Below are 12,242 nucleotides of genomic sequence, written 5' to 3' on the forward strand. Positions count from 1 at the left end.
AGCAAGCTCGCTCCCACATTTGATCTCCGAGGCTAAGAGGATCTTATCTGGGAGCGAGCTTGCTCGCGAAGCGGTCTGAATTCGACCCGATTACAGCGCCTGCCAGCCCCCGCCCAATGCCTTGTACAAGGCAATACTCGCCTGCATTCGCGACAGCCGCAGTTGCACGTTCTGATCCTGCGCCGCATACAGCGTGCGCTGGGTTTCCAGTACGGTCAGCAAGTCCTCGGCGCCGGCTTGATAACGGCTCTGGGCGATGTTGAAGGCGGTTTGCGCCTGGTTCAGTTCTTCGCTCTGCCACTGCCGTTGTTGATCAAGTCCACGGATGCTGTTGAGGGCTTTTTCGACGTCGGCGAAACCGTTGATGATGGCGCCGCGATAAGTTTCCAGCAGCTCCTCCTGACGAGCCGTCGCTTTGTCGCGCTCTGCACCCAAACGACCATTGTTGAAGATCGGTGCGATCAGCCCTGCGGTGAGGTTGTAGAACGGACTGCGCAACAGGTCATCCGCCTGGTTGGCGCCGGAGCCGATGCTCGCGCCCAGCGTGATTTTCGGCAGCATCGCCGCTCGTGCCACTGTGACGTTCGCCTGAGCTGCCGCCAATTGGGCCTCGGCACGGGCAATATCCGGGCGCCGCGTCAGCAGTTCGCTGGGTACGCCGGCGGATATTGGCGGCCATTGCAACTGGTCGAAGGACTCGTGGCTGGCCGGCAGGTCTTGCACCGGACGCCCGAGCAGCGCTGCCAGCGCGATCCGCGCATCTTGGGCTTGTTGCCGGACGGTCGGCAGTTGGCGTTGCTGCGCGGCCACCAGGCTTTTCTGCTGGGCCAGCTCCAGCGCGGTGGCCGAGCCGGCGTTGTAGCGCGTCTGCACCAGTTGCAGAACGCTTTGCGCATTGGCCAGGTTCAGCTCGGCAATGCGACTCTGCTCCTGCAGCGATAGCACCTGGGTGTAACTGTTGGCGACGCCGCTGAGCAAGGTCAATTCGACGGTGGCGCGATCGAACTCGCTGGCCTGCAAACTGAACTGTGCGCTGTCGCGCGATGCGCGCTTACCGCCCCAGAAGTCGATTTCGTAACTGGCGCTGAGGCCGACGTCGAAGTAGTCCACCGCCCTGTTACTGCTGTCGGCATCCAGTTGACGATAGCCCTCGCCACGCAACAGCTTCTGCCGATTGGCATTGCCGGTGCCTTGTATTTCCGGCAGCTGCGAACCGCCGGCAATCACCGTGTCGGCACGCGCCTGACGGACGCGAGCGATGGCCGCGGCCAGGTCATAACTGCCGACCTGGGCCTGTTCGATCAGTTGATTGAGTTGCGGGCTGGCGAAGCGCGTCCACCAGCGCAGGGCGTCGCGTTCGGCGCTGGTGCTCTGCGGCGATTGCCAGGCGGCCGGCGGCACGATGCCGCTGTCCGGGGGTTGTGGGGTACTGCCGCAAGCGCTGAGTATCAGGCAGACGGTCAACAGACTGAGGCGCGGTTTCATAGAGCGATCATTCACTGGTAAGGGCCGTGACCGGGTCGAGTCGGGCAGCTTTGCGGGCCGGCATGAAGCCGAAGACAACACCGGTGACCAAGGCGCAACCAAATGCGCCGAGTACCGCCATCAATGAGAACGCCACCGCGACTTCACTGAGAATCAGCACGCCGCCAATGATCAGCGCCAGGGCGATGCCGGCGATGCCGCCGACCACCGAGAGCATCACCGCTTCAGTGAGAAACTGGCGCAGGATGTCGCGCTGGCGGGCGCCGGTGGCCATGCGGATGCCGATCTCGCGAGTGCGTTCGCGAACGGTCATGAGCATGATGTTCATCACGCCGATGCCGCCGACCAGCAACGAGATCGCCGCAATCGAGCCGAGCATCAGCGACAGGGTGTTTTGCGTGCGCGCTTCGGCCTGGATCATCGCGGCGTTGTTGGTCAGTTCAAAATCCTTCTTGCCGTTGTGCAGGTTCAGCATCAATTGTTCGATGGCGTGTTCGGTGTCCTTGACCTTGCGCGCGTCGGCGGCAGCGATGGCCACGTACTCTGGATTGCGCGTGCCGAACAGTCTTACGCTGGCGGCGGAGTAGGGCACGGCGATGCGGTTGTCACTGTCGGAATCGCCGGAGCTGGCACCTTTTTCCGCCAATACCCCGACCACCTGAAACGGCACGTTCTCGATCAGAATGTACTGGCCAATCGGGTTGGCAACGTCTTTGAGGAGTTTGGTCCGCACCTTGTGGCCAATCACCGCAACGGCTGCCGCGTTCTGTTCGTCGGCCTCAGTGAAGTAACTGCCCTGAACCACCGGCCAGTTGAAGATTGCCGGGAAGTTGGTGTCATTGCCGCCGACGTAACTCAGGTGGTCGGCATTGCCGAAGCGCACACCGGCCTCGGCCCCATTGACCGGCATGATCCGCTGTACTTGGGGCAGGCTCGCCAGGGCATGCACATCGTCGAGGGTGATGATGCCCGGTGGCGTTCGCGGGTTGGGCGCCGAGCCGCTGAGATAAATGATGTTCGAGCCGAACGCGCCCATCTGCGCCATGACCTGACGCTTGCTGCCTTCGCCGACCGCAAGCATCACCACCACCGAGGCTACGCCGATGATGATGCCGAGCAGGGTCAGCGCGGTGCGGAAGCGGTTGATCCACATCACTCGCCACGCGGCGTGCAGGGCGTCCACCAGTTCGCCTTTCCAGGCCCCGGTAGCTTCGGCGCCTTCGCTCAAGCGCTTGCGCAGATCCACCGCTTGCAGGGCACCGGGATTGGCACTGGTCTGGGCATCGGGGTTGTTTCTGGCGCTATCGCTGACGATCAAGCCATCGCTGATTTCGATAATGCGCTTGGCACGCGCCGCCACTTCGCGGTCGTGGGTGATGAGAATGACAACGTGGCCCTGGCTCGCCAGTTCATCGAGCAGCGCCATGACTTCCTTGCCGCTGTGGCTGTCGAGGGCGCCGGTCGGTTCGTCGGCGAGGATGATGTGGCCGCCATTCATCAGTGCGCGGGCAATCGACACGCGTTGTTGCTGGCCTCCGGACAGTTGATGCGGGCGGTTGCCGGTGCGCGCGGCCAGACCGAGGCGGTCGAGCAGGGCGGCGGCGCGGGCATGCCGTTCGGCGGCGGGGGTGCCGGCGTAGATGGCCGGCATCTCGACGTTTTCCTGGGCCGAGCCGGACGGAATCAGGTGATAGCCCTGGAACACGAAACCGAAGGCTTCGCGCCGCAGCCAGGCGAGTTCATCGCTGTCGAGGCCGGCGACGTTTTCCCCGGCAAAACGGTATTCACCGTTTGTCGGTCGGTCGAGGCAGCCAAGAATGTTCATCAATGTTGATTTTCCGGAGCCGGACGCCCCCACAATCGCCACGAATTCGCCGGCGTGAATCGACAGGTCAATCCCACGCAACACGTGAACTTCGGGAGCGTCACCGCCGCCGTAGGATTTGCGGATGTCCTGCAGTTCGATCAGAGGCGTTTGCATTCAACCTCCGCTGCCGTCGGCCGGGCCGATCAACAAGTGATCGCCTTCGTTCAAGCCCTCGACAATCTGCACTCTAAGACGGTCGCTGATGCCGGTGCGTACTTCGCGGGACTGAATCTCGCCATTGGCGGTGATGACCTGCGCGGTCTGCCGATTGGCCACGGCGCTGCCTTGCAGGGCGGCGACCGGTGCGGTGAGCACGTTTTTCGCCTGGTCAGCGACGAAGAACACTTGCGTGGTCATCTCTGCCATCAAGGCGTTGTCGGCGTTATCGACGTCCAGCAGCACGGTGTACAGCACCACGCGCGCGCTGCCGCTTTTACTTGAGCTGGCCGGGCTGCCACCGCCTTGACTGGTCTGGTCCAGCGGCTTGGGTGGCACCGGCAGAATTTGCCGAACGGTGCTGCTCCAGCGCCGATTACCCCCGCTGAGCGTGGTGAAGTAAGCGGTCATGCCCGGTTTGACATGGCCGATATCGGCCTCGGAAACCTCGGCCCAGACCGTCATCGGCGAAAGTTTGGCGATGCGCAGAATCAGTGGCGTCTGTTGCTGGGCATTGAGTGTCTGGCCTTCGCGGGCATCGAGTGCGACCACGGTGCCTTCCATCGGCGCATAGATGCGTGTGTAGCCGAGCTCGGCCTGATCACTGCGCAGGCTGGCCTCGGCTTGGCGGATCTGGGCGCGGAACATGTCGATACGCGCCTGGGTGGCCTTGAGTTCGGCGCGGGCTGTCTGCACGTCTTCTTCACGGGTGGCGCCGCCAGCCGCGAGGTTCTGCTGGCGCTGGTACTTCTGCCGCGCCAGTTCGTGCTGGGCCTGTTGTTCTTGCAACTGCGCCTTGAGGTTTTCGATGGAGAACTGGCTGGCGTCGAGCTTGGCCTTTTGCGTGGACGGATCGATTTCCACGAGCAATTGGCCTTGCTTGACCACGTCGCCGACTTCCACATGGATTTTGCGGATTTGCCCGGAAGCCTGGGCGCCGACGTCCACATAGCGCCTGGGCTGTAACGTGCCCAGCGCGGTGACGCTGCTTTCAATGTCGCCACGACTGACTGGCACGGTGGCGAACTTGTCCCGGCCAGGGGGCAATATCTGCCAGGCGGCTACGGCGACAACGGGAATCAGACAAAGGGCTGCGAGCAGGGCGCGTCGGGCGGGGCGGGGACGTTTCATGCAGGGTTCCGGCCAGTGAAAATCGACCCCTCATCCAGCCGGCACCGCACGCGGGCCACGACCGAACGCTGACGCAGGAGGCGACAGATACGGGGAACTGTCCTTTAAACGAGAGACGCGATGGGTAATTTAAGCGCTGCAAAACGCGGTAACAGGTATAGCGGGCAACAATTTGTCGGGCAAATCGAAACAGCGCTTTAAATCTATATGAGAATTACTATAAATTACGCATCTGAAATTGCCACCATCCTGCCATTGTCGTTTTGACCATCGCGGATCTGGCTCAAGGATCGAAACCGCACCGCAGCGGTCGGGAGTCATGTTGGAGAACTACTATCGCGAGCTGGTGTGTTTCCTTAACGCCAGGCTGGGCAACCGTCAGGTGGCCGAAGATGTGGTGCATGAAGCTTATGTGCGGGTGCTGGAGCGTTCCAGCGATACGCCGATCGAACAACCGCGGGCTTTCCTTTATCGCACGGCATTGAACCTGGTCATCGATGATCATCGGCGCAACGCCTTGCGGCAGGCCGAGCCGCTTGACGTGCTGGACAGCGAAGAGCGCTATTTCACCCCGTCGCCCCATGGCACACTTGATCACGGACAACGTCTGGCGATGCTTCAGCGCGCACTGGCAGAATTGTCCCCGCTGTGTCGCGAAAGTTTTTTGCTGCGCAAGATCGAAGGTCTGTCCCATAACGAAATCGCCGAGAGCCTGGGGATTTCCAAAGCGCTGGTGGAGAAACACATCGTCAATGCCATGAAACATTGCCGGGTGCGGATCAAACAATGGGACGTCCATTGATCCTTCCTCAGTAAATTTTTTTTCACCGTCCTCGTTCCTACTCAACAGACGATCTGCTGTCCTGCTTCGGGCCGGTCAGGTCACCCAGGCTTTATCCCCACGGTTGAGGGGTTCATCCAGAGGACACTGGAAATGACACAGGCAATTGCATCGCCCATCGTTCACGACCTGATCGGCGTCGGTTTCGGCCCTTCGAACCTGGCGCTGGCCATCGCTCTGCAAGAGCGCGGCCCGATCCAGGGCGAGCTGGATGTGCTGTTCCTCGACAAGCAGGCCAACTACAGCTGGCACGGCAACACCCTGTCGACGCAAAGCGAGTTGCAGATTTCCTTTCTCAAGGATCTGGTGACCCTGCGCAATCCGACCAGCCCGTACTCGTTCGTCAACTATCTGAAGGATCACGGCCGTCTGGTCGACTTCATCAACCTCGGCACCTTCTATCCGTGCCGCATGGAGTACAACGATTACCTGCGCTGGGTCGCCGGCAAGTTCACCGCGCAGAGCCGTTACGGTGAGGAAGTGCTGACCATCGAACCGGTGCTGCACAACCATCAGGTTGAAGCGCTGCGCGTCATTTCCCGTGGCAGCGACGGCCTGCAACATGTGCGCACCACCCGTTCGGTGGTGGTCAGCGCCGGCGGCACGCCGCGTATTCCTGAGGCGTTCAAAGCGCTGAAGGGTGACACTCGCGTGTTCCACCACTCTCAGTATTTATCGCAAATGGCCAAACAGCCGTGCGTGAACAATCAGCCAATGAGCATTGCGATCATCGGTGGCGGGCAGAGTGCGGCGGAAGCCTTCATCGACCTGAATGATTCGTTCCCGTCGGTACAGGTCGACATGATCCTGCGCGGCTCGGCACTGAAGCCTGCGGACGACAGCCCGTTCGTCAACGAAGTGTTCTCGCCGGAATTCACCGACCTGGTGTTCCAGCAAAACAGCGCCGAGCGTGAGCGTCTGGTCAACGAGTACCACAACACCAACTATTCGGTGGTCGACATCGACCTGATCGAACGCATCTACGGCATTTTCTATCGCCAGAAGGTTTCCGGGATCGCCCGTCACGCATTCCGCACCCTGACCACCGTGGAAAAAGCCACCGCCACCGAAAACGGTATCGAACTGGCCGTGCGCAACAGCGCCACCGGCGAAGTCACCGTGCGCAATTACGACGCTGTTGTTCTGGCCACCGGTTACGAACGGCAGATGCACCGCAAACTGCTGGCGCCGCTGGAAGAATACCTGGGCGACTTCGAGGTTGATCGCAACTACAAACTGATCACCGACGAGCGCTGCAAGGCCGGCATCTACATGCAGGGCTTCTGCCAGGCCAGCCATGGTCTGAGCGATACGCTGCTGTCGGTGTTGCCGATTCGCGCGGACGAGATTGCCGGCTCGCTGTACGAGCATGGCAAGAACCGTGGGCATCGGTCGATGGCGGATCTGTTGTTGGCGACTGCCAGCTGATTTTTTAGCGCCTCACATACCGCTTTCGCGAGCAGGCTCGCTCCCACAGGGGATTTTCAGTGAACACAGATTTTGTGTCAGATGAAGATCCAATGTGGGAGCGAGCCTGCTCGCGAAGGGGCCATTAAAATCACCGCAAAATCCGAATCCTGAACCCTTCCTGAACATCCCCCCACATTCCCCGACTCACTGCCTTTTGCGGGTTTACTCTCCAATCATCGGAGCGTAAGCTTCGCGCGTTTTCATCAATAGCGGAGACCCACAGTGGGTACTTGTTCGAGTGACAGTTGTCGGCCGGTCTCGGTAACCGGCAGATTCTCGGCAAGATAACGCGCAGACTTTCTCTGTCGTTGTCTCGCCGTAAAAGCGAGCAGCGGCATCCCGTGCATGACCCGTCCTGGGCCATGTCTCGACGTCCTTCTCATCGACGCTGAACAGAGCGTGATTTCGACTTCACTGTCGAGATCGCAGCCCTATCGACACGCCTGTCTTTTCTGACCGGCGCGCCAGGCCTTGCCGTGCCGGTTTTTCCGGCGGACGAGGCGCGGCCGTACCTGCTCGACGGTTTCCCGGCTGACCATAGGGGCAACAGCCATGAAACTTACGCTCAAGGAATTCTTCGCAGGTTTTCTGCGGACCCGCCACATCGCCCGGCACTTCCGTCGCCTGGCGCTGCTGGAATCGATCAACGGCACCACGGTCAGCCGTGAAGTCCCACCCACGCTGGCCAACACCCTGGTCGATGCCGCGCAGTGCGACAGCGGTGTGTTGCTGTCTTCACTGGGCACGCATGCCGATGGCCTGACCGATTTCGAAGTCGATGCGCTGCGTGCGCAATACGGCCTCAACGAAGTCGAACACGAACAGCCGCTGCCATGGTGGACTCACCTGTGGCACTGCTACAAAAACCCCTTCAACCTGCTGCTGACCCTGTTGGCGGTGATCTCGTGGCTGACCGAAGACCTCAAAGCCGCGGTGGTGATTTTCTCCATGGTGGTGCTGTCGACGCTGCTGCGCTTCTGGCAGGAAAGCAAATCCAACCAGGCCGCCGATGCGCTGAAAGCCATGGTCAGCAACACCGCCACGGTGATGCGCCGTGATGCGCCACGCAGCGAATTGCCGATCAAGCAATTGGTGCCGGGCGATCTGATTGTGCTTTCGGCCGGTGACATGATTCCTGCCGATTGCCGCGTGCTCAGCGCCAAGGATCTGTTCGTCAGCCAGGCGGCGATGACCGGCGAATCGATGCCGGTGGAGAAGTTTCCGCGTCAGGCTGATCGCGACACGCGTAATCCACTGGAGCTGGACAACATCCTGTTCATGGGCACCAACGTCGTCTCCGGCACCGCTGTAGCGGTGATTCTCACCACCGGCAACAGCACTTATTTCGGTGCGCTGGCCCAGCGTGTTGGCGCAACTGATCGCGCGGTCACTTCGTTCCAGCAAGGCGTGAATAAAGTCAGCTGGCTGTTGATCCGCTTCATGTTCGTGATGGCGCCGCTGGTGCTGTTCATCAACGGTTTCACCAAGGGTGACTGGACTGAGGCGCTGCTGTTCGCGCTGTCGATTGCGGTCGGCCTGACCCCGGAAATGCTGCCGATGATCGTCACCTCGACGCTGGCCAAAGGCGCGGTGTTTCTGTCGCGCAAAAAAGTCATCGTCAAACGCCTCGATGCGATCCAGAACTTCGGCGCCATGGACGTGCTCTGCACCGACAAGACCGGCACACTGACTCAGGACAAGATTTTCCTCGCGCGTAATGTCGATGTCTGGGGCGCAGATTCCGATGACGTGCTGGAAATGGCTTACCTCAACAGCTACTACCAGACCGGCCTGAAAAACCTGCTGGATGTTGCGGTACTGGAACACGTGGAAATCCACCGCGAACTGAAAGTCGGCACAGCGTTTCGCAAGGTCGATGAGATCCCGTTCGACTTCAATCGTCGGCGCATGTCGGTGGTGGTCGAAGGGCGTGGCCAGCCACATCAACTGATCTGCAAAGGCGCCGTGGAAGAAGTCCTGGCGGTGTGCAGCCGCGTGCGTCACGGCGAGGTCGATGAAGCCTTGAGCGATGAATTGCTGACCCGGATTCGTCAGGTCACCGCAGCATTCAACGCTGAAGGCTTGCGCGTGGTGGCCGTGGCCGCACGCTCGATGCCCGAAGGTCGGGAGATTTACAGCCTGGCCGATGAACAGGAACTGACGCTGATCGGTTACGTGGCGTTCCTCGATCCACCGAAGGAAAGCACCGCGCCAGCGCTCAAGGCCTTGGCCGAACACGGTGTGGCAGTGAAGGTGCTGACCGGTGACAACGAACTGGTCACCGCGAAAATCTGCCGCGAAGTCGGCCTGGCGCAACAGGGGCTGTTGCTGGGTAATGACGTCGAGCGCATGAGCGATGCCGAACTGGCAGTGGCCGTGGAAACCACCAACGTCTTCGCCAAACTGACGCCGTCGCACAAGGAGCGCATCGTGCGCATCCTCAAAGGCAACGGTCACGTGGTCGGCTTCATGGGCGACGGCATCAACGATGCGCCAGCCCTGCGCACCGCCGACATTGGTATTTCCGTGGACAGCGCGGTGGACATCGCCAAGGAAGCGGCTGACATCATCCTGCTGGAAAAGAGCCTGATGGTGCTGGAGGAGGGCGTGCTCGAAGGGCGGCGCACCTTCGCCAACATGCTCAAGTACATCAAGATGACCGCCAGTTCCAACTTCGGCAACGTCTTCTCGGTGCTGGTCGCCAGTGCGTTCATTCCATTCCTGCCGATGCTGCCGATGCATCTGCTGGTGCAGAACCTGCTCTACGACATTTCGCAGATTGCCATTCCGTTCGATAACGTCGACGAGGAGATGCTGAAAAAACCACAACGCTGGCAGCCGGGCGACGTCGGGCGCTTCATGCTGTTCTTCGGCCCGATCAGTTCGATCTTTGACATCACCACGTTCGCCTTGATGTGGTACGTATTCGATGCCAACACCCCGGATCACCAGACCCTGTTCCAGTCAGGCTGGTTCGTGGTCGGGTTGCTGACCCAGACGCTGATCGTGCACATGATCCGCACGCCGAAGATTCCGTTCCTGCAAAGCCGTGCCGCGATGCCGCTGCTGGTGATGACCGGGATCATCATGGCGGTCGGCATCTTCCTGCCGATGGGGCCGCTGGCGCACTACTTCAAATTGCAGGCGCTGCCGTCGCTGTACTTCGTGTTCCTGCCGGTGATTCTGCTGGCGTACATGGCGCTGACCCAGGCCGTGAAAGGTTTTTACATCCGCCGGTTCGGCTGGCAATAACAGCACGGCCAACACCGTTCCCCTGTGGGAGCGAGCCTGCTCGCGAAGGCGTTTTTTCAGCCACAGCTGTAGTGGCTGACACTCCGCTTTCGCGAGCAGGCTCGCTCCCACAGGGGGAATTTGTGTTCTCAAGGATTTCATCATGCAAGCCATCAACAACCTCAACCTCGATTCGCTGCTCGACACCCTCGTCAGCCTCAGCGCCGCGTTCATTCTCGGTGGTCTGATCGGCTTCGAGCGCCAGTACCGGCAACGCACCGCCGGCCTGCGCACCAATGTGCTGGTCGCCGTCGGTGCAGCGATTTTCGTCGACATGGCCAACCGTCTCGCCGGCGCTGAAGGCGCGGTGCGCGTGGTTGCCTACGTGGTGTCCGGCATCGGTTTTCTCGGCGCCGGGGTGATCATGCGCGAAGAAGGCAACGTGCGCGGCCTCAACACCGCCGCAACCCTGTGGACTTCGGCGGCGGTTGGCGCCTGTGCCGGGGCCGATCTGCTCGCCGAAGCCGTACTCGGCACGCTATTCATTCTGGCCGCCAACACTTTGCTGCGGCCGATCGTCAACAACATCAACCGCCAGCCGCTGGACGTGGTTTCGGCGGAAGTCACCAATATCGTCTATGTCATCGCCCGCCGCTCGCAGCAGACCGCCGTGTTCGCCTTGCTTGAAGCAGAGCTTGAGCGCAGCAACTACCCGGCCAGCGACGTCGATGTGCATGCGTTCGGCGCCGATGAAATCGAGATCGAAGCGACTCTGGCGACGACGTCGGTCGATGGTGATGAACTGGATGCACTGGTGGCGCGGATTGCGACGTCGGCGTTGGTGGTGCAGGCGTTCTGGAGTCCGAGTACCACCGAATGAACCGCGCTCGTCCGTTCAGTAGCAACGCCACATCCGGTCATGCCGGGTGTGGCTTTTTTGCTTGCTCTCGGCTGTTCTCCATTCATTTTTAAGATTCGTCCTACAGGCGTCACGGCTCCTTTTGCTTAGCCTTGTCATTCACGTGATGAGCGTGATTTTCCTGGGTTGTGAAAGACAATGTCCTACAAACGCTGGCGAATCCTTATTGCCGACGAGCAACGGGCGCTGCATGTGCGAATAAGCAAATGCCTCAACGAACTCGGCTGTCGCGGCAACGTGTCGGTGTATTCGTTTCGTGAGCTGCTGGGTGCGACGCATTACTCGTCCGATCCGTTTGAGCACTATGACCTGCTGATCATCGGCGCTGAGCTGATGGCGGTCGGTGGAGTCGATCCTTTGCGTTTTTTTCAATGCAACCTGCAGATTCGTCATGCCGTTATTTATGACAAACGTCGCGGCGAGGTGTGCACACAGGCGATATGCAGCACTGATCGACGCTATTTGACCCTGATCCGAACACCGGATCGGCAGACACTCGGCCCTTTGATCGCTGACCTGGCGACAGCACAGTGATGGGCATGACTCGGATGAGTAACCTTTTTTTTCGGATTATTCCTACAGAACCCGCCACGCAGCTTGCGTAGTCTTGCCGCACCCAGAAACCCTGACACCGGGAGATCGATCATGATCAATAAAGCCCTGCGCATCCTGATCGCAGACCCTCAGCATTTTCACCGTATGAAAATCGAGCGACTGTTCAACGGCCTCAATTATTACCGCATTGCTCCGGTGCAGAACCTCACCGAGCTGCTGACTCTGGTGGACTACGGTTGCGAGCCCTTCGATGTGGTGGTCATCAACGCCGAACTCGCTGCAGGCTCGCTGGATCTGCCGGGTTTTTTCCTCGATAACCCGCAGGTTCGTCAGGCGTTGATCTACAACGAGCAAACGGCGCCGTTGCAACTGTCCTCCGGCTTCGCTCAGGAAAATGTCCAGATCAGCCATTTGTCACTGCCATCAAAACAGTCGATCGACCAGTTGATGGCGCTGGTCGACGCTCCGGCACGGGCACAGACGTTATCAGCCCCCAGGGTAAATCCGTTGGTGCAGAGCGCTGCGCATGCATAGAAAATCATTTCCTGCAACTGTCAGATCTGACAGGTGATTTGCGCGCCGTTACG

Annotated in this window: 9 protein-coding genes; 6 read left to right on the top strand and 3 right to left on the bottom strand. The window is 60.2% G+C overall.

Translation table 11 applies throughout. From position 1 onward, the window contains the following. Positions 1–90: 90 nt before the first annotated feature. Genes AB4N44_RS26930 through AB4N44_RS26940 form a run of 3 tightly spaced genes read right to left on the bottom strand, consistent with a single transcriptional unit; the run spans position 91 to position 4,639 of the window. A complete protein-coding gene (locus AB4N44_RS26930; RefSeq protein WP_150776586.1) occupies positions 91–1,485 on the bottom strand; it encodes an efflux transporter outer membrane subunit in 1,395 nt (464 codons plus the stop codon). A 7-nt stretch (positions 1,486–1,492) separates the two neighbouring features. Further along, positions 1,493–3,466 (bottom strand): MacB family efflux pump subunit, encoded by a 1,974-nt coding sequence (locus AB4N44_RS26935; RefSeq protein ID WP_460111347.1) that lies wholly within the window; start codon positions 3,464–3,466, stop codon positions 1,493–1,495. Next, positions 3,467–4,639 (bottom strand): efflux RND transporter periplasmic adaptor subunit, encoded by a 1,173-nt coding sequence (locus tag AB4N44_RS26940; protein WP_150751591.1) that lies wholly within the window; start codon positions 4,637–4,639, stop codon positions 3,467–3,469. A gap of 319 nt (positions 4,640–4,958) precedes the next feature. Between AB4N44_RS26940 and AB4N44_RS26945 the strand changes: the two genes are divergently transcribed. From AB4N44_RS26945 to AB4N44_RS26970, 6 genes are all read left to right on the top strand, one after another. Then, a complete protein-coding gene (locus AB4N44_RS26945) occupies positions 4,959–5,441 on the top strand; it encodes a sigma-70 family RNA polymerase sigma factor (protein WP_460111345.1) in 483 nt (160 codons plus the stop codon). A 132-nt stretch (positions 5,442–5,573) separates the two neighbouring features. Continuing rightward, positions 5,574–6,908: a lysine N(6)-hydroxylase/L-ornithine N(5)-oxygenase family protein gene (locus tag AB4N44_RS26950; protein ID WP_127926552.1), complete on the top strand. Its 1,335-nt coding sequence runs from the start codon at positions 5,574–5,576 to the stop codon at positions 6,906–6,908. A 594-nt stretch (positions 6,909–7,502) separates the two neighbouring features. Then, entirely contained in the window at positions 7,503–10,202 is a 2,700-nt protein-coding gene (gene mgtA, locus AB4N44_RS26955; RefSeq protein ID WP_455805093.1) for a magnesium-translocating P-type ATPase, read from the top strand. A gap of 142 nt (positions 10,203–10,344) precedes the next feature. Then, positions 10,345–11,061, top strand: coding sequence for an MgtC/SapB family protein (locus tag AB4N44_RS26960; protein ID WP_127926554.1), 717 nt, complete (start codon positions 10,345–10,347; stop codon positions 11,059–11,061). A 177-nt stretch (positions 11,062–11,238) separates the two neighbouring features. After that, positions 11,239–11,634, top strand: coding sequence for a hypothetical protein (locus AB4N44_RS26965; RefSeq protein ID WP_160039017.1), 396 nt, complete (start codon positions 11,239–11,241; stop codon positions 11,632–11,634). A 111-nt stretch (positions 11,635–11,745) separates the two neighbouring features. Beyond that, positions 11,746–12,189 carry a chemotaxis protein CheY gene (locus AB4N44_RS26970; protein WP_316917947.1) on the top strand — a complete coding sequence of 148 codons (444 nt, stop codon included), beginning with the start codon at positions 11,746–11,748 and terminating at the stop codon, positions 12,187–12,189. Positions 12,190–12,242 lie beyond the last annotated feature (53 nt).

It is taken from the genome of Pseudomonas sp. S3_C06 (assembly GCF_054667675.1).